Annotated in this window: 28 protein-coding genes and 3 pseudogenes; 14 read left to right on the forward strand and 17 right to left on the reverse strand. The window is 36.4% G+C overall.

All coding sequences use genetic code 11. The features are described 5' to 3' along the window. Positions 1-18: 18 nt before the first annotated feature. Positions 19-1227 (reverse strand): NAD(P)/FAD-dependent oxidoreductase, encoded by a 1209-nt coding sequence (locus ACU8YW_RS24575; RefSeq protein WP_000856605.1) that lies wholly within the window; start codon positions 1225-1227, stop codon positions 19-21. A gap of 462 nt (positions 1228-1689) precedes the next feature. Here ACU8YW_RS24575 and ACU8YW_RS24580 point away from each other — a divergent pair, with 462 nt between their 5' ends. From ACU8YW_RS24580 to ACU8YW_RS24590, 3 genes are all read left to right on the forward strand, one after another. Further along, positions 1690-2679: an NAD(P)/FAD-dependent oxidoreductase gene (locus ACU8YW_RS24580; protein WP_426934194.1), complete on the forward strand. Its 990-nt coding sequence runs from the start codon at positions 1690-1692 to the stop codon at positions 2677-2679. A gap of 125 nt (positions 2680-2804) precedes the next feature. Then, positions 2805-3281, forward strand: coding sequence for a GyrI-like domain-containing protein (locus ACU8YW_RS24585; protein ID WP_060488151.1), 477 nt, complete (start codon positions 2805-2807; stop codon positions 3279-3281). 175 nt (positions 3282-3456) lie between these two features. After that, a complete protein-coding gene (locus tag ACU8YW_RS24590; RefSeq protein ID WP_046959971.1) occupies positions 3457-4704 on the forward strand; it encodes an MFS transporter in 1248 nt (415 codons plus the stop codon). 17 nt (positions 4705-4721) lie between these two features. Here ACU8YW_RS24590 and ACU8YW_RS24595 read toward each other — a convergent pair whose 3' ends face one another. Then, the gene (locus ACU8YW_RS24595) at positions 4722-5603 is read right to left on the reverse strand and encodes a helix-turn-helix domain-containing protein (protein WP_088064706.1); all 882 of its coding nucleotides are present in this window, start codon (positions 5601-5603) and stop codon (positions 4722-4724) included. Between the two features lie 77 nt (positions 5604-5680). On the opposite strand from ACU8YW_RS24595, the gene ACU8YW_RS24600 reads away from it, so the two are divergent. After that, the gene (locus ACU8YW_RS24600; protein WP_088064707.1) at positions 5681-6142 is read left to right on the forward strand and encodes a 2-thiouracil desulfurase family protein; all 462 of its coding nucleotides are present in this window, start codon (positions 5681-5683) and stop codon (positions 6140-6142) included. 28 nt (positions 6143-6170) lie between these two features. Here the strand turns inward: ACU8YW_RS24600 and ACU8YW_RS24605 are convergent, their stop codons facing one another. Both ACU8YW_RS24605 and ACU8YW_RS24610 read right to left on the reverse strand, forming a co-directional pair. Next, on the reverse strand, positions 6171-6524 hold the full coding sequence (locus ACU8YW_RS24605; RefSeq protein ID WP_088064708.1) for a YxeA family protein: 354 nt from the start codon (positions 6522-6524) through the stop codon (positions 6171-6173). A 105-nt stretch (positions 6525-6629) separates the two neighbouring features. Next, on the reverse strand, positions 6630-6734 hold the full coding sequence (locus ACU8YW_RS24610; RefSeq protein ID WP_088064709.1) for a methyltransferase: 105 nt from the start codon (positions 6732-6734) through the stop codon (positions 6630-6632). Between the two features lie 78 nt (positions 6735-6812). Here ACU8YW_RS24610 and ACU8YW_RS24615 point away from each other — a divergent pair. The 3 genes and pseudogenes from ACU8YW_RS24615 to ACU8YW_RS24625 form a co-directional block, all read left to right on the forward strand. Then, positions 6813-7301 (forward strand): annotated as a pseudogene (locus ACU8YW_RS24615) (recombinase family protein); the annotation flags it as partial. Between the two features lie 511 nt (positions 7302-7812). After that, positions 7813-8694: a WXG100 family type VII secretion target gene (locus tag ACU8YW_RS24620; RefSeq protein ID WP_426934193.1), complete on the forward strand. Its 882-nt coding sequence runs from the start codon at positions 7813-7815 to the stop codon at positions 8692-8694. 15 nt (positions 8695-8709) lie between these two features. Then, complete coding sequence (locus tag ACU8YW_RS24625; protein ID WP_087986034.1) at positions 8710-9069, forward strand: DUF6572 domain-containing protein; 360 nt, start codon at positions 8710-8712, stop codon at positions 9067-9069. A gap of 127 nt (positions 9070-9196) precedes the next feature. Here the strand turns inward: ACU8YW_RS24625 and ACU8YW_RS24630 are convergent. From ACU8YW_RS24630 to ACU8YW_RS24645, 4 genes and pseudogenes are all read right to left on the reverse strand, one after another. Then, positions 9197-10105: pseudogene (locus ACU8YW_RS24630) on the reverse strand (tyrosine-type recombinase/integrase); the annotation flags it as partial. 242 nt (positions 10106-10347) lie between these two features. Continuing rightward, complete coding sequence (locus ACU8YW_RS24635) at positions 10348-10701, reverse strand: HesB/IscA family protein (protein WP_000573830.1); 354 nt, start codon at positions 10699-10701, stop codon at positions 10348-10350. Between the two features lie 41 nt (positions 10702-10742). After that, positions 10743-11609 (reverse strand): diaminopimelate epimerase, encoded by an 867-nt coding sequence (gene dapF, locus ACU8YW_RS24640; protein WP_000077407.1) that lies wholly within the window; start codon positions 11607-11609, stop codon positions 10743-10745. A 239-nt stretch (positions 11610-11848) separates the two neighbouring features. Beyond that, on the reverse strand, positions 11849-12088 hold the full coding sequence (locus ACU8YW_RS24645; RefSeq protein ID WP_000595024.1) for a YuzB family protein: 240 nt from the start codon (positions 12086-12088) through the stop codon (positions 11849-11851). Positions 12089-12438: 350 nt separating this feature from the next. Between ACU8YW_RS24645 and ACU8YW_RS24650 the strand changes: the two genes are divergently transcribed. From ACU8YW_RS24650 to ACU8YW_RS24665, 4 genes are all read left to right on the forward strand, one after another. Then, the gene (locus ACU8YW_RS24650; RefSeq protein WP_000682062.1) at positions 12439-13509 is read left to right on the forward strand and encodes an NAD(P)/FAD-dependent oxidoreductase; all 1071 of its coding nucleotides are present in this window, start codon (positions 12439-12441) and stop codon (positions 13507-13509) included. A gap of 233 nt (positions 13510-13742) precedes the next feature. Continuing rightward, a complete protein-coding gene (locus ACU8YW_RS24655) occupies positions 13743-13916 on the forward strand; it encodes an aspartyl-phosphate phosphatase Spo0E family protein (protein WP_060488142.1) in 174 nt (57 codons plus the stop codon). Positions 13917-13970: 54 nt separating this feature from the next. Beyond that, entirely contained in the window at positions 13971-14630 is a 660-nt protein-coding gene (locus ACU8YW_RS24660) for an ABC transporter ATP-binding protein (protein WP_426934192.1), read from the forward strand. Next, the gene (locus ACU8YW_RS24665) at positions 14614-15411 is read left to right on the forward strand and encodes an ABC transporter permease (RefSeq protein ID WP_000679254.1); all 798 of its coding nucleotides are present in this window, start codon (positions 14614-14616) and stop codon (positions 15409-15411) included. Before ACU8YW_RS24660 ends, ACU8YW_RS24665 begins: the two co-directional genes overlap by 17 nt. A gap of 92 nt (positions 15412-15503) precedes the next feature. Here the strand turns inward: ACU8YW_RS24665 and phnA are convergent, their stop codons facing one another. From phnA to ACU8YW_RS24690, 5 genes and pseudogenes are all read right to left on the reverse strand, one after another. Continuing rightward, entirely contained in the window at positions 15504-15845 is a 342-nt protein-coding gene (gene phnA / locus ACU8YW_RS24670) for an alkylphosphonate utilization operon protein PhnA (RefSeq protein ID WP_048528370.1), read from the reverse strand. Positions 15846-16079: 234 nt separating this feature from the next. Beyond that, entirely contained in the window at positions 16080-16877 is a 798-nt protein-coding gene (locus ACU8YW_RS24675; RefSeq protein WP_199695107.1) for a DUF2628 domain-containing protein, read from the reverse strand. A 323-nt stretch (positions 16878-17200) separates the two neighbouring features. Beyond that, positions 17201-17878, reverse strand: a pseudogene (locus ACU8YW_RS24680) (CPBP family intramembrane glutamic endopeptidase). A gap of 96 nt (positions 17879-17974) precedes the next feature. Continuing rightward, complete coding sequence (locus ACU8YW_RS24685; RefSeq protein ID WP_426934191.1) at positions 17975-18853, reverse strand: nucleotidyltransferase domain-containing protein; 879 nt, start codon at positions 18851-18853, stop codon at positions 17975-17977. Beyond that, positions 18822-19130, reverse strand: coding sequence for a YuzD family protein (locus ACU8YW_RS24690; protein ID WP_088608542.1), 309 nt, complete (start codon positions 19128-19130; stop codon positions 18822-18824). The genes ACU8YW_RS24685 and ACU8YW_RS24690 overlap by 32 nt, the downstream gene beginning before the upstream one ends. Before the next feature lie 206 nt (positions 19131-19336). Between ACU8YW_RS24690 and ACU8YW_RS24695 the strand changes: the two genes are divergently transcribed. Both ACU8YW_RS24695 and ACU8YW_RS24700 read left to right on the forward strand, forming a co-directional pair. Further along, on the forward strand, positions 19337-19573 hold the full coding sequence (locus tag ACU8YW_RS24695; RefSeq protein WP_000431158.1) for a NifU family protein: 237 nt from the start codon (positions 19337-19339) through the stop codon (positions 19571-19573). Positions 19574-20012: 439 nt separating this feature from the next. Continuing rightward, positions 20013-20228 carry a hypothetical protein gene (locus ACU8YW_RS24700; protein WP_001125489.1) on the forward strand — a complete coding sequence of 72 codons (216 nt, stop codon included), beginning with the start codon at positions 20013-20015 and terminating at the stop codon, positions 20226-20228. 60 nt (positions 20229-20288) lie between these two features. Here ACU8YW_RS24700 and yutH read toward each other — a convergent pair whose 3' ends face one another. Further along, positions 20289-21290 (reverse strand): spore coat putative kinase YutH, encoded by a 1002-nt coding sequence (gene yutH / locus ACU8YW_RS24705; protein WP_000581274.1) that lies wholly within the window; start codon positions 21288-21290, stop codon positions 20289-20291. A 120-nt stretch (positions 21291-21410) separates the two neighbouring features. Between yutH and ACU8YW_RS24710 the strand changes: the two genes are divergently transcribed. Beyond that, entirely contained in the window at positions 21411-21902 is a 492-nt protein-coding gene (locus ACU8YW_RS24710; protein ID WP_000665100.1) for a phosphatidylglycerophosphatase A family protein, read from the forward strand. 23 nt (positions 21903-21925) lie between these two features. Here ACU8YW_RS24710 and ACU8YW_RS24715 read toward each other — a convergent pair whose 3' ends face one another. The 3 genes from ACU8YW_RS24715 to ACU8YW_RS24725 form a co-directional block, all read right to left on the reverse strand. After that, on the reverse strand, positions 21926-22405 hold the full coding sequence (locus ACU8YW_RS24715; protein WP_088608543.1) for a GNAT family N-acetyltransferase: 480 nt from the start codon (positions 22403-22405) through the stop codon (positions 21926-21928). A gap of 503 nt (positions 22406-22908) precedes the next feature. Further along, complete coding sequence (locus ACU8YW_RS24720; protein ID WP_426934190.1) at positions 22909-25482, reverse strand: FtsX-like permease family protein; 2574 nt, start codon at positions 25480-25482, stop codon at positions 22909-22911. Then, positions 25466-26254 carry an ABC transporter ATP-binding protein gene (locus ACU8YW_RS24725; protein ID WP_426934189.1) on the reverse strand — a complete coding sequence of 263 codons (789 nt, stop codon included), beginning with the start codon at positions 26252-26254 and terminating at the stop codon, positions 25466-25468. The genes ACU8YW_RS24720 and ACU8YW_RS24725 overlap by 17 nt, the downstream gene beginning before the upstream one ends. Positions 26255-26279 lie beyond the last annotated feature (25 nt).

Here is a 26279-nt window from a genome sequence, read left to right on the forward strand (position 1 = left end):
TGCTTTTTCTATTATATATTAAAAGAACTTTAATTTACCTTTTTTAAGAACTAATAAAGGTCCACCTAATAAGAATAGGTAACGGTTATCGATAACTTTCTTCATGAAGGAAGCTTTCCAACCTGTTAACTTTTTGCCCATAACAACGCCCATTGCATCGTCATGACCTAAAGAACATACAGATCCTTTATTGTCGAATGCGAATTTTTTCATTTCGCCTTTACCACGAACTAACACAGTTAAGTTGTGTGCAATGTTGTAACCTTCTTGAATTGCGATTTGTGCCGTTGGTGGGTATGGACGGTTAATTTCTTCGTTAATGATTAACGCTGCGTCACCAACCATGAATACATCTTCGTATCCTGGAGCGTGCATGTACTCATCAACTTTTACACGTCCGCGCATTGCTTCAAAGCCAGACTCTTCTACAATACCGTTACCACGAACACCTGCAGCCCAAACTACTGTTTCAGACTTAATTAATTCAGTATCATCACCATTTGCAACGATAATACCTTCTTCAGTTGCTTCTTTAATTGCTGTACCGATGCGGAATTCTACACCTTTTTTCTCAAGTTGTTTTACAGCGTATTCTACTAATGCCGGATCGAAACCTGGAAGTGCTGTTGGAGCAGCTTCTACACAGATGATACGTGCTTTTTCACGTGGTACATTATACTCTTTGCAAAGTTCAGGAACACGGTTTGCAAGCTCACCTACGTACTCGATACCAGTAAATCCAGCACCACCAACAACGATTGTTACTAACTCATCGCGTTTTTCAGTTGCATATTTAGCGAAACTAGCTTCCATATGCTCACGAATTTCACGAGTTGCATTAATGTTAGCAATTGAGAATGCATGCTCTTTTAATCCTGTAATTCCGAATGTTTCTGATTCGAAACCAAGACCGATTACTAAGTAGTCATACTCTAGCTCGCCGTCTTTTAATATGATGCGTTTTTCAGCAGCTTTAATTTCTACTACTGTGTCTTGTACAAAGTTCACTTTATTTGTATCAATAACGTCTTGAATATCTAGACAGATTTTTTCATCTTGTAATGTACCAGCTGCGCTCTCATGTAACCAAGTCGCTTGGTAGTGATAGCTGTTGTTGTTTACTAACGTAATTTCAGCTTCATTTACAGATAATGCTTTTTGCAGACGAACAGTCGTAATCATCCCGCCATAACCTGCACCTAAAACTACGATTTTTGGAGTCTTCACCAAATCACAACCCTTTTCTTTATATAATAGTAATGAAAAATAATACCAAGTACTAAAAACTATATTTGTCAAGAATGTGGAATTTATCACATTCTATATCATAACAAAACGCAGTCAAAAAATCGTACGAATTTTGTCATAGAAATTTAACATAATACTTCCCTATATTAGTCGGTTTTATTCCAGAATTCAAGCGTCTGGAGAATTATCAATATTTTAAAATAACATAGCGTTTTCAAGGGTTTTTCAGCCTTTTTTTCATGTATTTTCCTTTCACCATATTTTATACAATTAAAAAAGCATCTATGCGAAAACTTACACACAATTCAGTCGTTTTCAGAAGTATTATGAACTCAAATATGCTATCATTTATTTGAAAGTGTCATCATTTGCAGGATTTTCGTGTACATATGAACAATATATGAAATCAATATCAAAATTCCATCTATAGGGGGAATGAAAGTGGCAGAAAATCAAAAAGTTTACGACATAACAATTATTGGTGGTGGTCCAACAGGGCTGTTCACAGCATTTTATGGCGGTATGAGACAAGCAAGTGTAAAAATCATTGAAAGCTTACCTCAACTTGGAGGACAATTATCCGCACTCTACCCTGAAAAATACATTTATGATGTAGCTGGATTTCCAAAAGTGCGCGCACAAGAACTAGTTGATAACTTAAAAGAGCAAATGAAAAAATTTGATCCAACCGTTTGCTTAGAAGAAGCTGTTGATACGCTTGAGAAACAAGCTGACGGTATATTTAAACTTGTTACGAATAAGCAAACTCACTATTCTAAATCAGTTATTATTACTGCTGGCAATGGTGCTTTCCAACCACGCCGCTTAGAATTAGAAGATACAGCAAAGTATGAAAAGAAAAACTTACATTATTTCGTTGATGATATGAATAAATTTGCTGGTAAGCGCGTCGTAGTATTTGGCGGCGGCGACTCAGCTGTTGATTGGACAATGATGTTAGAGCCGATCGCTGAAAAAGTTACAATCGTTCATCGCCGTGATAAGTTCCGTGCACATGAACATAGCGTAGAAAACTTAATGAATTCTCGTGCAGAAGTAAGCACACCGTACATACCAGTAGAAGTCATTGGTGATGACAACATTGAACAAGTCGTTCTTCAGCATGTAAAAACAGAAGAAAAAATTATCATCGATGTGGATGATGTCATCGTAAACTATGGCTTCGTTTCCTCTCTTGGCCCAATTAAAAATTGGGGCTTAGATATACAAAAAAACAGCATTCTCGTGAATTCGAAAATGGAAACAAATATTCCTGGTATTTACGCTGCTGGTGACATTTGTACATATGAAGGAAAAGTAAAACTCATTGCTTGCGGCTTCGGTGAAGCACCAACAGCAGTAAACAATGCAAAAGCTTACTTCGATCCAAACGCAAAACTTCAACCGATGCACAGCTCTAGTATGTTTTAATATAGAAATGAAAAGAACTCCTTTTACGTGAAGGAGTTCTTTTGTTATTGTGCTACCGTATCCTTCCAAAATATGTTACAATAAATGAGAACAAGCGTTCTATTTGATAAGGGGGATATTTTAAAATGAAAGAACCTATTATCGTAAAAAAAGAAGCTTTCCAAGCAATCGGCGTTTCGATTACGACGACAAATGAAATAGAGGCATCTACTGAAGGAAAAATTCCAGGGCTTTGGAACCAATACTTCCAAGAACAAATGATGCATCACATCCCAAATCAACAAACGAAAGAAACATTCGCTTTCTACTCAAATTACGAATCAGATGAAACTGGTACATATCAATTTACAATCGGTATGCCCGTTTCTTCATTAGAAGACGTTCCTGAAAATATGACAATTTTAACAATACCTGCCGCTACGTATGCGGTATTTACAACGAGAAAGGGACCAGTTGCTGAAGTCGTTTGTGAGGCTTGGGAATATATTTGGAAATGGTCAAAAGAAAACAAACGTGCTTTTACAACAGACTTTGAGCTTTATGATGAAAAAGCAACAGATCCAAACAACGTACAATTAGATATTTATATTGCATTAGCCTGAACGACAAAAAAGAAGATACCCTTTGGTATCTTCTTTTTTGTCGTTAAATAGCCACTGTGCAAACCCAACATTATTGTCTACAATGAGAAAGTGCAGTATAGAAATATTAGAAACTGTATAAAACGATTGTTAATAGGTTTTTCAGTTTAAATTTGTCACATAGAAAGGAAGCAATATGGAGGAACTACAACAAAATAAATCTGCTTTAAAAGAAAATGCGAAACCGTTATTAAAAAATACGAATTTCCTTTTTCTTTGGGCAGCTACTCTTTTTTCAAGTTTTGCTTTAGCCTTTTTTACTTTTTCACAAACGTGGTACATAGCAAAAACATTAAACCTTGAGGCTTCACTCGGTGTTGTTTTCGTAGCTCTTAGTGTTCCAAGGCTTATTTTTATGATTATCGGCGGTGCTGTAGCTGATAAATTCCCGAAAAAAAACATTATGTTTTATTCTAATATTATTCGTGCTATTCTCGTCGCAACCATCCTTACATGGTTCATCGTAGGTGATGTAACACTATATACATTTGCTTTATTCGCTTTATTCTTTGGGCTTGCTGATGCTTTTTTCTGGTCAGCTGATGGATCTATCTTGCCTGAACTTGTAGAAAAAAGCCGTTTAACACAAGCAAACTCACTTACACAAATGTCAAATCAAGCATCGGTCATCTTAGGCCCTGTACTTGGCGGAATTCTTATCAAATTTACGAACTATGAAACGATCTTTTCGATCACGATTTTATTACTAATCGTTGCAGCCATACTCGTTCAAAAAATACAATTTACGATGCCAGAACAGCAAAATACAGACAAAGGCATGTTCACTTCTATTAAAGAAGGAATCTTATATGTAAAGGAATCACCATTCCTTTCAACCTTTCTTATTTGTAGTGCCTTTTTAAACTTATTTTTAATCGGTCCAATGCAAGTCGGTTTCCCGCTTTTCGTTAAAAATGTTCTGCACGGTGACTCGCTTCAGTTTAGTTACTTAGAAGCATCTGTAGGAGGCGGAATGGCGATAGGCGCTGTCATTGTCGGTTTAAAAAATATTAATCGCAGACGCGGTCTATTTTGCATTATCATGATGCTACTGTCTGGTGTATTCTTCTTATCCATCAACTTTAGCACCGTACTTTGGCAAGCATTATTAGCTGGCATGTTTTACGGTATTACAATTGCAATGGCTATCGTTCCGCTTATGGCGATGATTCAATCGACAGTAAAAGAAGAAATGATGGGACGCGTAATGAGTTTACTTATGCTCTCATCAATGGGCTTTATCCCGCTTTCTTATGCATTCACATCAATCGCACTTGCAATAGGAATTCCAATCGTAACCGTTATGAAAAGCGGTGCAATCGCCGTTATCGTCTTCGTACTATTTGTAGCGATTCGTGTTCCAGTTGTAAGAAAGTTTGATTAACTACTTGGAGTCATGTGTTATACGCATGGCTCCTTTTTAAACGGATCAAATAACGGTATCCCCTTACTTCTTCTCACGGCTGCTCCCCATTCTAATCCAATTTCTAAAAATAAATCCCGCACTGTACTATATAAAAGAGCCTTCACATTTTTACGGATTTCCCCGTATTTATACGCTCTCACAACACTCTTTACTCGCCAAATGAAATTTCCATACACTTCTTCATCAGCTAATATTTGCTCCAGTAAAACACCTTGCTCTAGTAACCCGCTCTTTTTATATGCAAGTTCCACCTTACTCCAAAATATATTAATCTTTTTCGGATTACGCGTCATTGGCACAAGTGCGTATATAAAAGGCTTCGGTATATCATGACGGCAATACGTCTCATCAAGTTCGTACGTTTCTTTTCTATTCTCTTTTATTTGTGGAATGTTTTTAGAAAAAATTGTTTCCCCTTCACTTTTTTGCTCATTTTTACTACAGCCATCTACACGATCCTCACTTTCACATGCGGACAGTTTCATACGGTCATCCATGCGGTCAATTGCAGATGTAAGAAATACATATAAGTTCGCACTATATCCGCCGCGCTTATGTCTTTCTTTTGTCGCAACACGCTTTATAATTCCTAGTTCCTCTAACTTTGCAATTGAACGGCGTACTGTACGAATGCTCTTTCCAACTTTCGTAGCAATCGTCTCCATTAACGGACAAGCAACTCCCACTGTTTTTTGTTTCTCATTCACCGCATACTTCCCTAAAAAATGAATGATGGTTGTATCCGTTTTATTTAATTCAAATCGATAGCACTTCAAAACTTGTTTTTGATATGTATTAAACTCTTCTTTACTTCGAAATTCACTATATGGTTTCATTAAATTATATAAGCTTCCCATTTTTATCACCTCATTTATAGGTAAGAGTCAGGAAGAAAAATTGGCGGGATATTTTAAATTTTTTTGGAGGTGACAATATGATCGTAATTAGCGCTTGTTTAGGTGGTATCGCTTGTCGGTATGATGGAAATGACAATCTCGTTTCAAAAATAGAGGAGCTACTGCAACAAGAAGATACAGTCCTCATTTGTCCTGAAGTATTAGGAGGATTACCAACGCCTCGTCCTTCAGCTGAAATTATTGGGGGGAATGGCGATGACGTTTTAGATGGAAAAGCAAAAGTGGTGACAAAAGACGGTGAAGATGTCACAGCAGCTTTCGTGAGCGGTGCTTATAAAGCTCTAGAACAAATGAAAGGTTTACACCCAGAATATATTATTTTGAAAGAACGCAGTCCATCTTGTGGTAGTTCTACGATTTACACTGGAGAATTTAACGGGAATAAACAAACTGGTTACGGGGTAACAACTGCTTTATTCAAAAGACATGGATTTAAAGTCATTTCAGAAGAGGATTTTGAGAATATAAAAAGGAATTGACCCTATTCGTCAATTCCTTTTTTCTGTCTTATTTCACGCCTAGTTTTTCTTTCACTTTCGCAGGAAGCTCATCTTTCTTTACTTCTTCCCAAGCTGTTACACCTTTTTTATCTGAGTGATATACACGTAAGAATGCATCTTTACGTAAGTTTTTTTGTGCAGTAAATTCTAATTCTTTCTCTTTACCTTCTTTATCAAATCCAGTTAACTTATATTCGTAATTTTTATACGGCTCACCATTATCAGATTTACCATTATACTCTTTTCCATCTACTGTAATTTGAACATAATACTCATCTTTACCCATACGATTTAAATCACAACCAACTAATAGGCTTGCAAATACAACTAAAATGCTAAAAAGTGCAATATATCTTTTCATTTCCTTCACCTCATGTGTTTTTCTTATATTGTTATCTTAAAGCCTAAGCTTTAAAGAAGAAATTCAAAAACATGACATGAACATTACACTTTTGTAAGATAATAATTATTTCTTCACTTTAGAAACCGTCATCCCATCACCAATTGGAATGAGTACGGATTCTAAACTTGGATGAGTTGCTATTACTTCATTAAAATTCTTCATACACATAAACCAACCTCTAATTATGCAAAAGACAACAATCGTAAGAAAATAGATGAAAAATAATAATTCCTTACTCAACCAACTAGCGGTAAGGACTTCGAGCGTGAGGGCTTTCAGAATATGCTTAAAGCAATGCGTGAAGGTAATACGCTCTATATAAAATCTATCGACCGACTAGGCAGAAACAAAGCGCAGATAAAAGAATACCTTGAATACTTCAAGAAAGAAAAGATTCGTGTTAAAATCATCGACTTACCTACGACTATGGCAGACATACCAGCGGGTCAAGACTGGGTTATTGATATGATTAATAATATTATTATCGAGGTTTATACATCTATCGCAGAACAAGAAAGAAGAACGATAAAAGAGCGTCAACGTGAAGGTATCGACGCAGCAGCAGCGAAGGGAAAACACCTCGGGCGTCCTGTTATGGCACTTCCCGAAAACTGGGATAACTTATACTGCGGTTGGAAAGGCGGAAAGATAAAAGCAGTCGAGTTTATGGCGGCTGTTAATATGAAGAAAGCAACGTTCTATAAGAAGATAAAAGAATACGAGGCAGCGCAGTAATTGGCGGTGTCTTTTTTTTATGATTAGGTACGTAAAGAATAAACCCCGTGAGTTTTAAGACCTCCCTCCAGCAGAACGAGCAGCAGTTATATAGCCGCCAACCACAGCGCTACACACACGCCAATCTGACGATATTTCCCCCCGTGACATCGCTTATTTTGTAAATTTCCGTAACCATTTGAGTTACACGTAAATCATCGTAAACATTACAGTCGCAAGGGGTTCGCTATTTCATCGAAAATATTATACGAGTTTACATCAATTAACCTTTTATAGCTTTCGATAACTTTTACCAACTTTCGCTACACATAAATATAAAACGCTAACTTCCTCCACACATCAAATGGTAGATAACGCTACATTCTATTACATTCGAATGCAAATTAATAGCTTTTCATAGCTTTCGATAACTTTCATTACATACCGCAAATATGTCCTTTTATCACACATCGACCAATGCATATATATGGTATAATTTTCTTGTAAAAATATTAAGAAAAGAAGGGATGGTATGGTACAAATAAAAGTAACACCTGAACGTTTAGAGCAAGCAGCCAAGACAGTAAAGGACGTACGGTACACCTTAGAACAGATACATAACGATTTATATAATCAAACAGAACACATTGCCGCGACCTGGATAGGAGCAACCAGTCAACATTTCTATCAAATGTTTAACGAAGCTAAGCCGAAAATGTTCACTGTTTTAATGGAATTCGATAAAATAGCTGACGAACTAGAAAGAGCTGCGGAAAAATTCCGCACGGCAGATGCTGAGTACGACGGCAATCTAGTTGAAGGTGAGACCGCAGCTAGTGCATCTTCTTCGGAAAAAGGTGACGATAGTTTAAAGAAAGCTGCTAGAGACTTAGCGGGCGAGCTATCGGGTGAATACGATGTGCGACGCGTTATGGAAGGTGTTGATCCTGACACTGGCGAAAAACTTTCGTGGTGGGATCGCACTGGCGCTGGTGTTATGGTTTTTGCGGGTCTTACTCCGCTAGGAAAAGGAATAAAAGTAGTTAAAGGTGCCAAAAAGGTAGCTGATGCCGTAGATACTGCGAAAAAGATAGACAAGACCGCGGAAGCAGTAAAAGCCCAAAGACAGGTACAAATAGGAATAAATCAAGCAACTGGGAGAGCATTTGAAAAAGAAGTATATAAGGACTTCTCAAAAGAAGTAGATACAGTAGTAGAACAAATAACTTTAAAGACTAATAAAACAGGGACAAAGACAAGGCTTGATTTTCTAGGGGCGAATAAAGATTTAGAAGATATAAGAATAGTTGAAGCAAAAGGTTCGCCAACTGCTCCCCTTACTAAAAAACAAAAAATTGCGATTCCCGAAATTGAAGAACACGGCGCAACAGTTGGAATTAGAAGAAAACAATAGATAAGAGGTGTTTTTATGTCTTTATATGAATTAGAAAAAGTTGACTTTATGGGCTACAATCAAGAAGAAAAAATAGCCTATTTAGTCATTGCTGATGAATTAGACTGGACTGATGAAGAAAAACATATTGAGTTACTGCAAGAAAAAATCAATTTGTATTTAGGTTTTATAGAAAGTGAAGAAGTTTACGAAAGATATCCCGAAGTAAAAGGGTATAATTTTGTTATTAAAATCTACGGTAAACATCGTTGCACTAAATGGGGCAAAGAGTTTTTAGAAAAGGTTGACGAAGTCCTTGTAGAAGCGGGATACGGTTTTCAATACGTGCATGAGCCATATGATGAGATTAAAGAAACAGATAATACAATTAACTAAACGACGTATAAACGCCGCTTTTTTTTATTTCCCTCTCCGCTTTCGCCAAGCACCTATCATATCTGTAATATTTGCCGCAAATACAGCTAGTCCGAATCTTACTGCGACTGCACTAAGATTTTACTTTTATTTTCTGTAATGTAAATGGATCACAGCCGTTTAAAATCATATTTTTAGCCCACGTATGACGATAAACATGCGCAGTTACCTTCTTACCTTTAATACCTGCCTTTTCTGCGTAATACTTTAAGCGCTTATTAAAATGATTCGCTCCTAGTAACTCACCGAAGCAAGAAAGGAATATGCGGTCTGTTTTAAAATGCGCCCTATTCTCTTCGATAAGCTGTAGTAAGAGCTTCGCAACAAATGCCGATATTGGTACATATCTAGGTTTGCGGTTTTTATTCCGTTCACCCGTCAACGTTATAAAGCGTGTTTTAAAATCAATCTCTTCCACTCGTAAATTAAGAGCCTCATTAATACGTAACCCGCTATCTAATAACAAATTAATAATTACAAAGTCTCGAAAACCTACATAATCTCGTTGATTAGGTTGCGCTAAGACCGCTTTTACTTCATCCTCTGTTAAACAATTCGTAAGGTCTATGTCTTGACGCAACAATCTTACATTGTCCATCGGATTGTACTCTATTAACTCTTCACGCTCTAATTAATTCAACATTGAGCGGTAAGTACGCAGCCTTATATTAATTGTCGTTTCTTTTAACCCTCTTTCTTCTCGATTAGTAATAAACTTGTGACCATCGTAACGTATGGCATCGTACTGTAAATAGTTAATATAGTTACGGAAAATATCTGCTGTAAGTTCGTTAACATAATCTATATCGGAATAATTTTCTGCAAGCCAATCGGTAAAATAGCCCCACATCTTCATATAGTCTGTTAGCGTTCGTTCTCGCAGACCCTCTGCTTTTTTACCTGCTATCGCTATATCGAGAGCTTGCCGTAAGGTTATCTTAGGGTACGACTTGTGCGTAGTGCGCTCAGCTCGCTTCTTCTTACGTTTTAATGCCAATAAAAAAACCCCCTCAACGAATGAATTTTGTAATTCACCGTCAAGAAGGGTCGGTATTATTAATCCTTATAGATGCGCAGTAGGGTTACGTAGATACACTTAGTTACTTGTGTATGGTCGAATTTCGAACGTTATCTACCGCCCTCAATTCTCCATCCTCACCCTATACGCTTCATATTTACGAAAAGATTTCACGCTAATATCTCGATACTAAAAACGTTGATTTGACGCACTTTTTCGTACTAGCACTCTTCCGGCTTACCAGCATTCGTCGCTGTACGGAAAGATGATCCACATCCGCATGATGCGATTGCGTTTGGATTGTCGATTGTGAATCCACCGCCAAGCATAGATTGTTTATAATCAATTTTTACTCCTTTAACAATTGGAGCACTTTCTGTATCGATAACAAATTCAACACCGAAAAATTCAAGAACTGTGTCGTCTTCTTTTGGTTCTACTTCAAATCCTAAGCCGTAAGAAAGGCCAGTACATCCGCCGCCATGTACAGCAAGGCGCACGTACTTCTCTCCATCTTCAGCATCTTTTAACATATCTTTAATTTGAAAAGCTGCTTGTTCTGTTACTTCAATCATGAAATACACCATCCTTTCTGTTCTCATTCTATTATACATCTTTACGCTTCTATCTTGTACTCATACACTCCGCGGCAAATTACTTCCGCTGGTCCTTTCATTAACACATTACCTTCTTCTGTCCATGCAATCATTAAATCGCCACCAGCTAAATGAACTATAATTTCCTTACCACGTTCCATTTTCCCATTTAAAATAGAGGCTACAACTGCAGCACACGCCCCTGTTCCGCAAGCTTGTGTTACACCAGATCCACGTTCCCAAACACGGAAGTTCATCTCTGCATCATTCAAAATTTCGACGAATTCAACATTTACTCGCTCTGGGAACATTTCATGTGTCTCCAGGACTGGACCAAGTGTTGTAAGAGGTGCTTGCTCTACATCATCAACAAAAATAACCGCATGCGGATTCCCCATTGAAACAGCTGTAAATGCATAACGATGATTATTGTATAAGAAGTTTTCACGAATAAATGGTGTTTCACCTTCACCAAGCATCGGTATTTCTGCACGTGTTAAACGCGGTGCTCCCATATCGATTTTCGCTAATGTAACTTTCCCTTCTTCTACCGTTACTTCCGCTGTTACAATACCAGCTAACGTTTCAATTTTGAAAACTGTTTCTTCTACTAGTTTATGCTCATACGCATATTTCGCTACGCAGCGTAAACCGTTACCACAGCTCTTTCCTTCTGAACCATCATTATTAAACATGCGCATTTTCACCGGAGCTACGTCAGATGGACAAATTAAAATCATTCCATCTGCTCCAATACCAGTATTAATATTTGAAACCTTTTCCGCCACAAGAACTAAATCTTCTTCAGGAATTTGTTCTTCAAACATATTTACATATATATAACTATTGCCAAGACCATGCATTTTTGTAAAAGAAAATTGGCTCATTTGTATTCACTCCAAAAATAGTTTGTTATTTTAAGTATAAAATGCACGCTTTTAGAACACAATATGAATGTCCCCCGTTTCTCATATTTGACAACATTTGGCGATGAGCCATTCTTGCACAAATTGTGTAAGAAAAAAAGCCCTTCTACAAGGGCCTTTTTTTCTTTATATACAATATTATCCTCCCCCGCGAAAGAAGATTTTATCTAATAGAAAAAGGTGCTGCTGATTGCAACACCTTAAAACATTGGATTTTCATCCAAATACTCATATACATTATGGACAAGTTCTTCTACTGTAGCACCTTGTACGACTTCACCATTTACAAGTGCAAACGGCCCTTCAAAACAAATACCACAATATCCTAAACAACCATATTCCATTACATCTAAATTCGGATCTTTTTCTAATTTCTCTAAAGCTGCTTGTGAACCACTCGCAAGGTTACCTACACAAAATTCAATTAATGGTTTAATCAAAATTCTCCCCCCTGTACTACAAAACAAATTACCTTCTGACTATCTATAAGAAGAAAACTAAGCTGTCTCTTGTTGTTTTCGTTATACATTCTAAACTATTTAGTTACTTCACTATTTCACTTCAAAGTAGATGGACTTATTTTATATAACATGCTACTCGCAATGAAATAGTAATTAAAAAGGAAAAACAGTTTACTTTACTTTTCTTCTTATTGTACAACAGAGTATTCATTCATGCATTGTTATTTGTTCACAAATTCGATATAATTTGATTGAGTAAAGTCAAAATATTTTATTAATATAAAATTGTATGATTAGGGGATATTTCAACAGAAAAGGGGTAATCCATCATGAAACACCTCGTAATACTAGGTGGCGGCTACGGTGGAATGAGAATTCTGCAGCGGCTACTTCCAAGCAACCAACTTCCAGATGATGTACAAGTGACATTAATCGACAAAGTACCATACCATTGCTTCAAAACTGAATATTATGCATTAGTTGCGGGTACTATTTCAGAAACACATATTCGTATACCGTTTCCCGAGCACCCACGCCTCAATATTCAATACGGCACAATAACAAATATTGATCTCGAAGAAAAAGCTGTTCATCTCGATGGCGGCGAAGCAATCCCATATGATGATTTAATTATCGGTCTTGGCTGTGAGGATAAATATCATAACGTTCCTGGGGCGAAGGAATATACACATAGCCTACAATCGATTGAACAAACACGTAAGACATATGAACAATTAAATAGTCTAGAACCAAACGCAACAGTAGCTGTCGTTGGTGCTGGATTAAGTGGCGTTGAAGTTGCAAGTGAACTTCGCGAAAGCCGTTCTGATTTAAAAATTCACTTATTTGATCGAAAAGATAGAATTCTATTCCCATATCCAGAGAAATTAAGTAGATACGTAGAAGAATGGTTCGTAAAACATAAGGTTACTATTATACGAAACTCTAACATTACAAAAGTAGAACCAAATATTGTGTACAACCACGATGAACCACTTGAATGTGATGCAATCGTCTGGACAGCTGGTATTCAAGCAAATGAAGTTGTTCGAAACCTTCCAGTTGAACAAGATGGTAGCGGACGGGTTGTTTTAACAAAATATCACAATATTCCAAATAACGAGCACGTGTATGTTGTAGGAGATTGCGCAGCACTTCCACACGCTCCATCTGCACAACTTGCTGAAGGTCAAGGAGAACAAATTGTCCAAATATTATTAAAACGTTGGAATAATGAACCACTTCCTGACGAACTACCTGTAATTAAATTAAAAGGTGTTCTCGGCTCTCTTGGTAAGAAGCACGGCTTCGGTTTACTAGCAAACCAACCATTAATGGGACGTGTACCGAGATTATTAAAATCCGGTCTTCTTTGGATGTACAAATATCATAAAGGTTAATACTTTACAGACTGTCTACTAAATAGGCAGTCTCTTTTATGAGTTAAAATATAATTATCAGACACATCTTTCTCAATATGGATGATGATTTATTTTTCATTTTTATATTAAAAACTATTGATAAACAGTGTATGCTATTTATAAGTTGTTTTATTATTTCCTTTAAGACCGAAGTCATTCGGTCTTATTTTTTATGTTGTAAATACTTTTACAGGAGGTATTCCATTTCACTTATGAACTTAACGAAACTAAACGATCGAATAGAAGCGAAGAAGATAGAATTGATCTATCTCGTTGAAAAGTACGGATTCACTCATGATAAAGTGATTTCTTTCAGCCAAGAATTAGATCGTTTACTTAACTTATTAATAGAACTCAAGACGAAGAAAAAACGTTGTTCTTTATAACCGTTATCCTCTCTTTTTTGATACGATAGAACTAGAATCAGAAAGGAGCCATCTATGTTTATATTAAAAGACGTTACATATAAAGATATACTACAAATTCCTTATTTACAGATTCAAAAAGAAAAAATCACATGTATTATCGGTGAGAGTGGGAGCGGAAAAAGTACATTGCTCCGCATGCTAAATGATTTGCAATCTCCAACATCCGGTACAATTGAATATAACGGAAAACAAATTTCCGATTATCCTCCAATTCAATTACGACGTGACGTAGTCATGCTTGGGCAAACGCCACCTATTTTTGATGGAACGATTAAAGACAATCTATTAATGGGACTTCGTTTTTCTGAAAAACCATTTCCAAATGATGATGCCTTGCGAAGCGCATTAACGACTGTTAGCTTAGAAAAAAATTTAGAAGACAACGCTGATTCATTATCAGGCGGAGAAAAACAACGACTTGCTTTTGCACGTATCGTACTTATGGATCCACCTGTTTATTTATTAGATGAACCAACCTCGGCACTAGATAGCGATACAGAACGCCGCGTTATGAAACAATTTACTATGCTAGCAAGAGAAAAGAAAAAAACAGTTATCTTCATTACACACTCACAACAACTTCCAAAAGAAATTGCAGACGATATTATTGAAATTAGTAAAACAAACGGTGCAACTAGAAAGGAAGTGCTCTCAGTTGAAGGGCGTTATTGAACTCCAAATTTGGCAACTTGCCGCTGCATATATTTTTATTCTTATTTTAATTGGACTTGTAAAATTAAAAGGGATTCCTCGTGAAAAACAAATTGCGCTCGCAACATTCCGTATGACGATTCAGCTCGTACTTGTTGCATATGTCCTTACATACGTATTTGAAAATAGTAATCCATTTTATACAATTGCTCTTATTACTTCTATTACTACCTTTGCAATTTTTAATATTTATAAACGAGTCAATATCCCGATGTCTAAAGAATTAAAACGAGTAGCCGCGCTTTCCATGGTTGCCGGATCAATTGGCCCACTTCTACTATTTATCTTTGTTATTATCGGGCACGACCCTTGGTATGCACCGCAATATATCGTTCCGATTACGGGAATGTTAGTTGGGAATGCGATGACAGGTGTTTCCCTTGGTGCAAATACGTTCTTAAATAATATGAAATCGCAAAGAGGTCAAATTGAAGGCGCACTTATGCTCGGCGCAACACCGAAAGAAGCCGCTGCGCCGCTCATACGAGACGCTTTTGACTCTGCTATTTTACCAACGATCAATTCTATGGTCGGAATGGGGATTATAAGCTTACCAGGCATGATGACTGGTCAAATCTTATCTGGTGTATCACCATTTACAGCCATTCAATATCAAATCGCCATTATACTTGGTATTTCAGGAAGTACTGCCTTTGCTGTTATTATCTTCTTACAGCTTGGATATAAAACATTCTTTAATAAGCGGTGTCAGTTGAAAGAGATTGACTATGGTGCACGGTAAATGTGCACTGTTCATGGTAAATAAAATTATATCGACTTACCGATAAAAAATGACAATAAAAAAGAGGAGGCTAATCGCCTCCTCTTTTTTATTTACGCCTTCTTAACGAACTGTGATTTTAATTTCATAGCTCCGAAACCGTCGATTTTGCAATCAATATCGTGATCGCCATCAACTAGACGAATACTCTTTACTTTCGTACCGATCTTCACAACTGAAGAAGTTCCTTTTACTTTTAAATCTTTAATAACAGTAACAGCATCGCCGTCTTGAAGAACGTTTCCGTTCGCATCTTTTACAACTTTTGCACCATCATTATTTTCAGTTTCTGCTTCTTGGCCCCACTCATGAGCACATTCTGGACATACGAAAAGAACGCCATCCTCATACGTATATTCTGAATTACATTTTGGACAATTAGGTAAAGTAGCCATAAATTCATTTCCTCCGTTCATTATTTATACGTAAAAATCAAAATTGATGTTTACATCTCGATAAATAAAATTTGTATAGCATTTCTTTATAGTGCCATAGTCTTACGTTATTGACAAGCCTACCTCAAATTCTCATTTTTTATTGTATTTTACAAATTTTCAATTCGTATGGTGTTTCCAATAAAAAAGAAGAACCTTCACAAGATTCTTCTTCTCAAAATGAACGAGCTCTCACTAGAAACTCCAACTATTTTCTTCAATGTAAAATTGATACTCTTCTAACTCTTCTTCACTTAATTTCTTATTATTCTCATATACTTCTTGCCATTCAAAATAGTCTTCACTGAAATAAACAGCAAATTTAATTTTTATATTTTTCTTCTCTTCGTAATCATACCCAGTAAATTCTACTACGTCATAATCTTTTTCTTTCTTCACAAGCTTCCACGTTGGATTATCCGTCATAATCTCTAAAGTAAATCCTTCATCACTTGCACGAACAACGTTTTTTATATTTGGTTCAGTTGGTAAAAAGGAGAGTCCGAACGTGGCTCCGCCAAATACTAACCCTACTATGATGTGTAAACCAACCATACTAGCAAAACTAGCGCCACCCTTTGATTGTAAATAATACGCCTTCTCATGATCTGGCATATTTTCTTCCTTATGTAAAATACGGACAGCATGCTTATAATATAAACGGTTTCCTTGCCATCCAGTAAATATCATCATTCCTAATTGAAAAACTAGACCAATTGATAAAAAAATCCCATCTGGAATATCTATAAAAGGAGTTACAAATATACTAGGTACCGCCAGTAACGTAAGTATAATAAACAACTTATACATTTTACGATAAGCTAACCAAAAAACTGGGAAGAAAAAGGCTACCCAATTCCACGTATTTCCTTGCGCTGGATTTTCTACTTTTCCCCACTTAAAGTCATAATACGCCGTATTCTTTTGAACGACTGTATGTAACTGTTGCGAAGAAATTGTTTCTTGTAAAACAGTGTCCCTCACGTACATCATCCTTTTCTCATTTCTACATACGTGTATTTTATAGAAATAAAAAGAAGGAATCTAACAAAAAGTACATATATTTCATAAAAATGAACGGAAATCGAATATATTCCGACAATTATCCGTTTATTATTTTATTTTATTTTACTTTTAAATATATTAGAATACTTATGAATGATACGTTTAATACACTAAGTTAATCATTTTGTATATTTGATAATAAAAATGTTTCACATGAAACTATCTATATTTCGTATTACCTTTCCTCTACACAGTACATGTAAATCCATTTCTACAAAATACGAAAGACGCCCTTTTCAAAAGGCGTCTTTTTACAGTTGAAAATTTACTAATATAAAAAATGCATTATTTAATAAATGAATCCCCCATGGGACGAGTAAGTTATTTGTTTTCTTATACGTATAAGCTAAACATATACCACCACCAAAAATATATAAAACACTCCCTACTGTAAGGGGATGACCTAAAGTAAAGATAACAGCACTTATAACGGCACTACTAAGTGTAGAAAAGCGCTGAGATAATTTCGTGAAAAACATCCCCCGAAATAAAAGTTCTTCCCAAATCGGTGCAAAAGTGGTGAGTACAACTACGTATAAAATGATTTCACTTTTAGTAGGCTTTATTACTATATTAGATTCATTCACACGAAGCCCATGTGGTAAAACTAAATTTAATACTGCAAGATATATAAGTAGTACAATCATCGTCATTACTATCGTTACATAATGTTTTAAATTATTAAACTGCATTGATTTTACTAACTGCACACAGCAATTTCTTGCTGGTGCATATATTAAAATAATAGTAAGAAATGTTAAAGGTGGAATAAGATGATCTACATACCATGGATATAAGGAAGAGTCATATATAATGTTCAAAAAACCAATTCAATACATTACCCCAAAAATAATTATTATCATGCTAATTACTTCGCGCATACTTATTGCTACATTCTTTTCTTCATAAGTAGTTAATTCTGTATTCATCCTACCCCCTCCAGTATAATTAAACCTTTTAATCCATTATATACCATTATCAACACAAAAACCGACGATACAATTTACTGTATCGTCGGTTTTTCCCTACCATTTCTCTCTACATATTTCAATTAAATGTAGTAAGTACTTCCTCGTCATATCTGCCCTTCTCCACCTTGAGAGCATTCGCTTTTCTTTTGGATTCTGCCGTATTCTCGCTACTTCTTTTAATAAAAGCTCCCATTCTTCCCCTGAACGTTCTAACAAGTATTGCAATCCACTATCTTTTGAAACGATTGTTTTATGATTTAGTGTATATAAAATACGGCCCATCGTAACGACAGCTGATTCTACCCACTCTTCTATGAAAAATAAATACGGCTGCTTCGCTTTTTCACTCCAGTACTGTTCTACGTTGTATTTCATCGTATTGACTACATCGTCCCACCTTATTTGAAACGGAAGATCTTCCGCTTCTTTCCCGGTAACTGTAATACCTTGATTTTTCAATGTCCACCATGTGACCGCATTAATATCCCAATGACCTACATTCGCTTTACCATCTGCACAATACACGTACTCATTCATTTCATCATTGTATTTCCCTAAATCAGCAAGCGGAATATACATACCATCCATTCTCTTACCTAACGTACTACCACTAATTTTCTTATGAAGTTCGACAAGTTGCTGTTTTTCAGCTTCATTCATGGAATCACTTATTACTGTAATAAAATCAACATCGCTCGTTTCTGCATGAAATGCACCGAGTGCGATGGAGCCGTAAATATATACCCCGACTATTTTTTCATCTAAAAAAATTTCTTTTAATTCTACTGTGTACCGCTCCATTAACTGTCGTACTTCTGTTGGTAACGCATGCTTCACTCCATTTTTCACATCTATCCCTCCATTAAAAAAAGCCTTCGCAAATTCGCAAAGGCTTCCTGTTTTATAAATATTTCTCGATTTCTTCGTAAACATCCTTCAAACGAGGATTTCCTTCTCCAACAATTTCTCCATTTACAAGAACGACCGGATAAAATAGATCTTCTTCCACTACGCGCTCTGCGAATGCTTTTTTATCTTCATCTTCTTGTTCTTCTTGAAAATCAATATACTCGAAATTAAATTTATTTTTTTGTCCTTCATATTTACGACCAATCGCCGCTTGTAGCCACTCAAATGTTTCTGTTGAAGATGGCATTCCAACGCAGCTCGCACAAATTACTTTCGTCCCATACACTTGCACATTAACCATTTCTTTTCCCCCACTTCTTGTTTCAACAGTATATTCAGATGTCTTAGTACATAAGCACATCATTTTACAAACTTATTCCATACCCCTATACTGAAAAAACACGTTGTAAACATGATAAAAAATTTCGACATTAAAACAAGAACAGAAAAAATAGATTTTCCCCTCTATCTTGATTATAATAAAACTGATGAAAGGAGTCGATAAAAATGGAAAACCCACATATGGAAGAACAAGTACTAGAAGTATTAGATAAATTACGTCCATTCTTACTTCGCGATGGCGGAGACGTTGAATTAGTAGACATTGAAGAAGGTATCGTAAAATTACGCCTTATGGGTGCTTGCGGAAGCTGCCCAAGTTCTACAATCACACTAAAAGCTGGTATCGAACGCGCATTACTAGAAGAAGTACCAGGCGTTATTGAAGTAGAACAAGTATTTTAATCTAAAAGCGGAAGCGGCTCGTTCAGAACAGGAGGTCATTGGAGCTCCTGACGAAGAGGCGCTTTTTGCCTCACAGGAAGACGCGAAATGGCCGACTGTTCTAGCCGCTGGAGCTGGATATTAATCTAAAAGCGGAAGCGGCTCGTTCAAAATGCGAGGAGGATGGAGCTTCTGACATAGAGGCGCTTTTTGCCTCGGCGGAAGAAGCGAAGCCACCGAACATTTTAGCCGCTGGAGCTAGATATTAATCTAAAAGCAGAAGCGGCTCGTTCAGAATCGCTTCCTAGAAAGAGACCCATTTGGGTCTCTTTTTTTATTCAAAAAACACTTCTCCTTTAACATCATAAAACAAAATTGGAAATCCTTCTCAAAAAGTGAGATAATTAATACTATAGAATCGTTCACACATATAAAAGTAAAAAACATAGGGGGACGACACATGCCAAAAATGGGGAACACTTTCTTAACAATTCAAGAACTAGAAAAGAAAAAAGAGTATTTATTAGATCTTTCATCCGTTATACCAACATGGAATGCGAGCTATCAATTTTTATTTAAAGAAATTCAGCAAGAATTATTGAGTAAAGTAAATGAAAAAATTGAAAGACATCAATTCATTTTAAATATATGTGCAGATCAACAGGTAGGGGCATAATGTATTACATACAATTGTGATATATAAAAAAGAGACCTCAATCGGTCTCTTTTTTATATTTTAAGATAGCCAATCTAATTTCCTAATCCCTAACTTATCGACTGGTAAACGAAGTGAGCCATAAAAGTGCTTCATAAATTGCTCAGAGCGGTTCACATCGTGTAAAATGGCTTCTAAGCGATCTCTATATATGCTTTTTTGTTCTTCATTTCCCGTTTGGTAATATCGTTCGACTGTTTCAAAGTAGTGAAGTGGGAACAGGAGCCTTGCAAATAATAGGCGCCAACCAAATGAGGATAGCGAATAATTCCGTTCATAATCTGTAACAAATTGAACGATTGTTTGCTCCCAGTCTTTCTTTTTTTCTATCATCATATAGCGGATTAATTCTGCCATATCTCGAGTTGGGTGATCATACACCCAATCGAAAGGAAGTTTGAGGCGCTTCGTTTGATGCCATAATAAGGGTGTGAATCGTTCTTGGCAAATTGTTGCTGCATCAGTCATTTGCGGCGTATCATCCATCTCTGTATCGACAACATACTGAATTGCATTTTCTGCAACTCCTAAGTAATACGGGAAGGATTCAATAAACAATTGATCGAATACGTCTGTAGGGTGGTTCATCACTTGTGATTGCCAAAACTTTTCTAATTGATCGAGCCTTTTTTCCCATAACGCTTTCCATTCGCCTATGCGGCTTAATTGCTCGATTTCTTCTGGAAAGAATGCACCTCGTTTATGGAATATAGAAAGCTCACTTCCTAATGATGTAGCATGTCGTTCTAACGCACGCATACCTTTTAATAAGCAGTAATTTTGTTCTTCTATCTCACTTACATAGTAGCCGTGTATAGTCGGAACGAAAGTCGCTACAGTTATATCCCCTTGCTGGTTCATATAATCACTGAGCTTTTTCATCTCTACAAGTACTTCTTCCTCCATTTCTCCAATTGGAACAAGTACATAAATTTTGTTGCGAATCCAAAAGCTTTTATAGGGGCCAAGGGGGATTAATTCTTTAACATGCATATGATAATGCTCATAAATATGATGAATCATCGCAGTCGCCACCTATGGTTTTTCTTTATATATATGAGCTTGTGCTCGCCTTTCATTCCTATGCACATGATAAAGCAACGAAACGTATACAAATACTAAAAAGAAAAAAAGGTGATAAACATGAAAGAATCAAATCAACTACAAGAAAGAGCATTACAACTATTACAAGAACGTGGTGTAACAATTGACGATATTGCTGAGCTTGTTCATTTTCTTCAAAAAAAATATCATCCAAATTTAGAGATGTCAGAATGCCGTTATAACGTTGAGCGTGTATTATCAAAACGTGAAGTACAAAACGCACTGATTACTGGTATCGAACTCGATGTCCTTGCTGAAAAAGGAATGTTAAGTGAGCCGTTACAAGATATCGTAAAACGTGATGAAGGCTTATACGGAATTGATGAAGTGATCGCACTTTCTATCGTTAATGTGTACGGCTCTATCGGTTTCACGAACTTTGGATATATCGATAAATTAAAACCTGGTATTTTAGAATTCTTAAATGATAAATCATCTGGAAAGGTGCATACATTCCTTGATGATATCGTTGGCGGGATCGCTGCCGCTGCTTCAAGCCGTTTAGCACACAGAGCTGAGCATTCGGAATAATAAAACATGAAAGACCGTCAGTTTCATACTGACGGTCTTTCATATTTCATGAGCATAAATTCTCTTCCGCGACTCAAAAAAATAGGACCTTGCTGAAAACCTATGTTTTTATATAGCGTAATCGCTCTTGTATTAAATGTCGCTACACTAAGTCGGAACGTTTTTGGCTTATATTCTTTCGCAGCAAATGCTATCCCCGCTTGAAAAAACATTTTTCCCAGCCCTTTCCCTGTTAACGCTGGCTTCATGCCAAGTCCGATATCAATTACATCTTCTCCATCATATAAATGAGCATCTCTTCCCCCTGGCACTTGTGCATTTTCCCCAAAACAAAAATAGCCGATAAACTCCCCCTTATCGTCACAACAACCGTAATACGTCCCATCTAATAATTCTTCTATCGCTTCTTCCTCTCCTGAAAAACTATACAAATCATAAGGTTCTTCATACGCCCACGTATTTATCTCATTTGCTTCTTCTACCGTTAACTTATGTATATTCATCCTTCTCTCCCCTAATCGAATATTCTATATATACTCATTCATTTTTCGTGCCTCATTTCCCTCTAATAGGAATATGCACAATTGCATACGCACACCTATAAATCAAATGGTACAATTTATTTGAATCGCTGTTGCTACACTTCTTGATCAAAGAAAAGGCGTTAACACGGATATTAGCGCCTTATCAAACTCAAGCAATTGGCACATTTTGTCATCATGAAAGACACTCAAAAGAGTGTCTTTTTTTTATATCTTACAAGGACTTACTCATTTAAAAGTATAAATACATAAAATAATGTAACTCTTTACACACATGAATCTTTTTCTAAAAGTTGTGAAGTAGACTCAAAATAAAAAAAGCACTCTTGGCTAGAGTGCTTTTTACTTTCAAACAAGGAGGTTACATAATATGGATAGTACTCTCGTATTTAACTTCGGCATTGGTATTGTTATTATTTTATTTGTTTTCTTTGTTCTTTGTATGAGTGGGGTATAGCAATCTTTTATGCTGATAACTCCTTTAAAGTATCACTTAATTTAAACTTTCTTAATTGTAATGACGCAATCAATGCTGCCCCCGCTCCAAGCATCACGCTAGCTAGAGCCAGTATGACAACTTGATTATACGGAATAATAATAACCGTTAACTCTAAGCTTGATAACACGATATAGCTAAACATAATCCCACCAAAAATTCCGATACAACCAGCTATCGCTCCAAGTAAAGTTCCCTCTAATAAAACGATCCTTCTCATTTGCTTCGGAATAGCTCCTACCGCACGAATCATACTAATTTCAGCACGTCTTTCATGCAAACTTACGACAATTGCATTCATTAATCCTATGCCAGAAATAATGAAAACAATTACAACTAACAAGCGAATTAACATCATCATTTGCGATAATAACTGCTCTTGTTCTTTCAATAAATCATAACTGTTTATAACTTCTACATTCTCTTTATTCTTTGTAATTTCTTTTACTTGCTTCTTAATCCCTTCAAATGATTGATTAGAATTAATCATAATTTGAATTGCTTCATATCCTTGTACGTGAAACTTATCGCGAGCCCATTGTTCATTCACAAAAATATCCAAACTCCTTAACCTTAATCCTTGCTCAATAATCGAAACGACTTTAATTCTTTGTTTTTCTTTCCCTTTTCCTTGTACGTCAACCGTATCATGCAACTGAAGCCCTAAGTTTTTAGCCACTTCTTTCGTAATGACTCCCTCACCATCTTGTAATGGCTTATTTAAAGGTTGTCCTGCAATCACTTTCGCCTTTGTTACTTTCTGGTACGCTACAATATCGTTACCTACAACTTCCATTGAATCATAGTTCAAATTGTTTTTTTTCATAAATTCATACCACTCTTGATTCGCTTTTTTAAAGTCATAATTCACAAGCTTTGCTGTAAAGTCAGTAGCATTCCCAACACTCGATTCCACACCATCAATTTTTCTAACCTTCTCCATCCAACTAAACGGTAATGTTTCTATTCCTTGCGACTCTACTGGAATTCTTACTACTAAGTCCGCTGGTAAATGTTTTTGTAACCCTTTTTTCATACCTTCATACATAGAATTTACATACATCGTTCCAACAAGTGCTAACATAAAACCAAATGCTAGTATAGCAACCGACACAGCTGCCTTATTCCGATAACGAATTACATTCCGGCTACTAATCGTCGTTTCAATTCGTAATATCATTTGGAACGGTTTTGCAATCACTGGTGCTATTACGCGAATAAATAACGGAATCGCCAATAACAAACCAACTGCAAATAACAGCGCTCCTATCGCACTTAGATTGAAACCGATATACTGCTCTAATATGCTACCCGTGAGTCCAATAACGGTACCAATGATTAAAATGCTAAGGCTAAAAGCACTCCATCTTTTTTCTTTTTTCTCATTACTAGGAAGACCTGGCCGAAGTGCTTGAACAGGTGGAATCTTTCTAACCATGAAAGCCGGTATAATAGCTCCTATGACAGACATAACAATCCCTAGTAAAAACGTAATGAGTAGAACCTCACCTGAGATTGAGAATGATGCTTTCCCCGCCCCCTCAATATTCACCCATTTGTTAATGAATGATGCTGCAATTGTTTGCGTACCTGCCCCAAGAATAACCCCTGCTAGCGATCCGATTGCTCCGATGCATAAAGCCTCTAATAAAACGACTAATATAATTTGATTTGGATTACTACCGAGTGCACGTAATAATGCCCACTGCTTAAATCGACTTCTAACAGATAAGAAGAAACTTCCCATTATTAAAAGAGCTACAACAAATAAAGCAATACCACCTAAACTAAAAATTAACGGCTTCATTACATTTAGTCGTTCAAACGCCTTATCAACATAAGTACGTTGATCCACCTTTATATTTTCTATCTTCTTATTTACATCAAGAGCAATTGCTCTTTTCACATTTACATCGGCGGTTTTCACTTGAACGAGGTTGAATTGATTTGATAGATTTAATTCTTTTTGAAGCCAATGGATTGGAAAATAAGCACTATGCCCCATTGCTGCCATTAGCGGTGGATTTAAAATCCCGACGACTTTCACATTCTTTTCTCCATGCTGCGGGAATGGCAACTTAATCGTATCTCCTACTCTTATATTTTCACGATCTGTATACCCTTTTGTCAGTGCTACTTCAGCACCTTCTTTCGGATATCGCCCTTCTACTATTTTATAAGAATGCATTTCTGGAGAATCTTGCTCAACACCCCAATAGGACGGTTTTCCCGATAACTCTTTATAATTTGGAAAAGGATATGGTATAAGTACTTTTGATATTTTTTCAGCATTTTCTAAGCCATCTATTCCTTTTAAACTTTCATTATTTAAATACATATCATTTTTTATATAACCAAATTGTAAATTATAATCTCCATACCGGCTTACTACTTGTTCCTTCACACTTTTCTCTACTGATTGATTGCCTAGCAATAACATCGTCGCTAACATAACACCTAAAGCTGCACCGAGGGCAATCAACATATTTCGCAGCCAATTTTGTTTCATCGATTTTACCGCATATTTAATTACCCATCGCATCACCTTTACCTCCTACTTTAAAGTGACGATTCATAATCTCTTGAATGTGGATAACTTGTTGCGGGATATTTCGAAACTTCCACCCTTTACTTTCAGCATGTTCATGAATCACTTCACCATCTAATAAGAAAACAACTTTATCCGCATGAGCGGCTACGAACGGGTCGTGCGTTACAATGACAGCTGTTTGCCCTAACTCATCACACGCATTGCGAAGTGCCGCAATTATGTTTTTACTATTTTCCGAATCTAATGCCCCTGTTGGTTCATCAGCTAATATAATAGCCGGCTCATTTGCAAAAGCTCTTGCGATCGCAACCCTTTGCTGTTGCCCGCCTGATAACTGTGCTGGTAAATGTTTTTCTTTTCCCTTCAATCCAACAAGTTCTAATAAATGAGTTGCTGTCACCGTTGCCTTCTTTTGCGAGACATTATCTAACAGTAACGGTAACCCTACATTCTCTTCTGCACTAAACACTGGAATCAAATTAAACTGCTGAAAAATAAAACCGATTTTATGCCTTCTAAATAAAGCTAGCTCTTTTTCTTTTAATGTTGATATCTCTGTACCGTCAACTCGAATACTACCTACTGACGGAATATCTAATCCACCTAACAACTGAAGTAAGGTCGTTTTACCCGATCCACTAGCCCCCATAATACAGACGAAATCTCCTTTTTGAATTTGAAGATTAATGCCTTTTAATATTTTTACTTTACTATCCCCAATATCAAACGATTTTTCTAACCTTTCAATTTCAATAATATGCATCCCCATATCCCCTTCTCTCTCTATT

It is taken from the genome of Bacillus pretiosus (assembly GCF_052947655.1).

Bases quoted from the DNA above. Each gene is read 5' to 3' on its own strand.
- yutH (WP_000581274.1), bottom strand. From the start codon at position 21,290: ATGATTCATCATATTTATGAGCATTATCATATGCATGTTAAAGAATTA.
- ACU8YW_RS24720 (WP_426934190.1), bottom strand. From the start codon at position 25,482: ATGCGATGGGTAATTAAATATGCGGTAAAATCGATGAAACAAAATTGG.
- ACU8YW_RS24600 (WP_088064707.1), top strand. From the start codon at position 5,681: ATGATCGTAATTAGCGCTTGTTTAGGTGGTATCGCTTGTCGGTATGAT.
- ACU8YW_RS24655 (WP_060488142.1), top strand. From the start codon at position 13,743: ATGAACTTAACGAAACTAAACGATCGAATAGAAGCGAAGAAGATAGAA.
- ACU8YW_RS24590 (WP_046959971.1), top strand. From the start codon at position 3,457: ATGGAGGAACTACAACAAAATAAATCTGCTTTAAAAGAAAATGCGAAA.
- ACU8YW_RS24685 (WP_426934191.1), bottom strand. From the start codon at position 18,853: ATGTTTACGAAGAAATCGAGAAATATTTATAAAACAGGAAGCCTTTGC.
- dapF (WP_000077407.1), bottom strand. From the start codon at position 11,609: ATGAGCCAATTTTCTTTTACAAAAATGCATGGTCTTGGCAATAGTTAT.
- ACU8YW_RS24620 (WP_426934193.1), top strand. From the start codon at position 7,813: ATGGTACAAATAAAAGTAACACCTGAACGTTTAGAGCAAGCAGCCAAG.
- ACU8YW_RS24695 (WP_000431158.1), top strand. From the start codon at position 19,337: ATGGAAAACCCACATATGGAAGAACAAGTACTAGAAGTATTAGATAAA.
- ACU8YW_RS24725 (WP_426934189.1), bottom strand. From the start codon at position 26,254: ATGCATATTATTGAAATTGAAAGGTTAGAAAAATCGTTTGATATTGGG.
- ACU8YW_RS24660 (WP_426934192.1), top strand. From the start codon at position 13,971: ATGTTTATATTAAAAGACGTTACATATAAAGATATACTACAAATTCCT.
- ACU8YW_RS24635 (WP_000573830.1), bottom strand. From the start codon at position 10,701: ATGATTGAAGTAACAGAACAAGCAGCTTTTCAAATTAAAGATATGTTA.
- ACU8YW_RS24595 (WP_088064706.1), bottom strand. From the start codon at position 5,603: ATGGGAAGCTTATATAATTTAATGAAACCATATAGTGAATTTCGAAGT.
- ACU8YW_RS24675 (WP_199695107.1), bottom strand. From the start codon at position 16,877: ATGATGTACGTGAGGGACACTGTTTTACAAGAAACAATTTCTTCGCAA.
- ACU8YW_RS24710 (WP_000665100.1), top strand. From the start codon at position 21,411: ATGAAAGAATCAAATCAACTACAAGAAAGAGCATTACAACTATTACAA.
- ACU8YW_RS24715 (WP_088608543.1), bottom strand. From the start codon at position 22,405: ATGAATATACATAAGTTAACGGTAGAAGAAGCAAATGAGATAAATACG.
- ACU8YW_RS24690 (WP_088608542.1), bottom strand. From the start codon at position 19,130: ATGGTTAATGTGCAAGTGTATGGGACGAAAGTAATTTGTGCGAGCTGC.
- ACU8YW_RS24610 (WP_088064709.1), bottom strand. From the start codon at position 6,734: ATGTGTATGAAGAATTTTAATGAAGTAATAGCAACTCATCCAAGTTTA.
- ACU8YW_RS24625 (WP_087986034.1), top strand. From the start codon at position 8,710: ATGTCTTTATATGAATTAGAAAAAGTTGACTTTATGGGCTACAATCAA.
- phnA (WP_048528370.1), bottom strand. From the start codon at position 15,845: ATGGCTACTTTACCTAATTGTCCAAAATGTAATTCAGAATATACGTAT.
- ACU8YW_RS24605 (WP_088064708.1), bottom strand. From the start codon at position 6,524: ATGAAAAGATATATTGCACTTTTTAGCATTTTAGTTGTATTTGCAAGC.
- ACU8YW_RS24700 (WP_001125489.1), top strand. From the start codon at position 20,013: ATGCCAAAAATGGGGAACACTTTCTTAACAATTCAAGAACTAGAAAAG.
- ACU8YW_RS24650 (WP_000682062.1), top strand. From the start codon at position 12,439: ATGAAACACCTCGTAATACTAGGTGGCGGCTACGGTGGAATGAGAATT.
- ACU8YW_RS24585 (WP_060488151.1), top strand. From the start codon at position 2,805: ATGAAAGAACCTATTATCGTAAAAAAAGAAGCTTTCCAAGCAATCGGC.